The sequence below is a fragment of the Loigolactobacillus backii genome (genome assembly GCF_003946275.1).
Lineage (GTDB): Bacteria > Bacillota > Bacilli > Lactobacillales > Lactobacillaceae > Loigolactobacillus > Loigolactobacillus backii.
In genome coordinates, this window is sequence record NZ_RHNQ01000134.1 from 1 (window position 1) to 1,569 (window position 1,569).

General features: G+C 40.7%; 1 protein-coding gene. It reads right to left on the reverse strand.

The genetic code is table 11. The annotated features are described in order from the left end of the window. Nucleotides 1–80 precede the first annotated feature (80 nt). A complete protein-coding gene (locus EKM61_RS11890) occupies nucleotides 81–1,430 on the reverse strand; it encodes an IS4 family transposase (protein WP_068223115.1) in 1,350 nt (449 codons plus the stop codon). Nucleotides 1,431–1,569: the final 139 nt, after the last annotated feature.

Sequence of the window (1,569 nt, forward strand, 5' to 3'; positions counted from 1 at the left end):
ACTAAAGGTTGAAAGTATCAAAATGGACCGTAACCATTGATGCCAAACGGTTATGGCACATTATATTACTAATTTCCACTTCATTGAGCATTACCGAGTAGCCTGCCAAGGCTATTCGGTAATGCTTTTATAAATTCGTCAAAAATCATATTTAATGTTTCAACCGCCATGTCGAGTTTTTCACCTAGACCAGTAATTGTTTGTATCAACCAATTCAACGCACTTACTAACTTAATATCGGGCAACGGGCGCCCATAATCGAAAAATAAGTCACCCAGTGTCCTGTCGTCCATGTTTTCGCGTTGTGCCAATGCAAGGACGTCATAGCTTAACATGACCATTGCTAGATGACCGCAGAGCCCATCGTAGCTTTGGACTTGAGTCTGATCAAATTGCAGGTATTGTTTGGCGACTTTAAAATAACATTCGATCTGCCACCGCCGACCGTACATCTGAATGATTGCTTCTGGTCTTAGAGCAGTCATTGTGGTCGCCAATACAAGATATTGATCAACCTGGCCGCGTTTGGTTACGAAAACTAATTTCATTGGGATCTTTTCGCCATCAACTTCAAATGTGACGATGGGACTGTATAGATAGTTATCCTTAATTGGCCATTTACTGCGCCGCAAATTAGCGTATAAGGTCTTAATATCCATTTCGCGGCCACGATAACGAAAATAAACCTTTTTAGTTTTTTTCAACATGCCAATCCCATGACAGTGACGTTTTAGCAATGCCGCAAACATCCGCGGTGACGTGTACCAGCTATCGAATAGGACGTATTTGGCCTTGATTCCAGATTTGATTGCCTCATCTACCAATTCTAAAGCGACAGCGGTCATTTTACGTGTTGCCTGCGTACGTCGTTTTGCGGACAGTGATCGTTGATCATTGGACTTAAGGCGCCCAAATCGATTTTTGGCGTGGCTTGATGACATCAAGGCAAAGTTCAGCGGTAAAAAAGTGTTGCCGTCACTCCAGCCTAAAGTTAGTGTCCGGAAGCCTTTAAAATACTGCTGTTTGTCGTGGTCAAAAACACGGGCCAATAGTTCAGTTTTGCGTGAAAATTCACGTTTAAACAATGAATCATCAATGATCAAAGCCTGTCGCCGTCTTGGATCGGTAAAATGTTGAACGTATTGAATCAAATGAATCGCTAATAGCTGAACCAGCCGTTGCCAATTAATATGCGGGTCATTTAGGCAATTTCGAACAGTTCGTTTTGAAAAATCGTTAGCCTTTTCTGCTCTAAAAATGGAGTAGCGATTAAAGATTGTGGTCAATAACCACTCAAATAAGCGTTCAGTTTTAATACCGCGCGATTTATGGATATTGACACGACGCAAAATAGCGGAGAGATGGACCAATTTTGAAAAATGAGCAAAAGAATGATGAATATCAGTGTCATTGTATTGTATAGTAGACATGGGCATGAAACTCCTCTGTATGGTTTTTGTTTAGACGCTTTAAGTATACAGATGTGAATGGTTTCATGTCTATTTTTGTATTAAAATACCCCAGCAGACTGGGGTATTGGGTAACTATTTAACTTTCAACCTTTAGTTA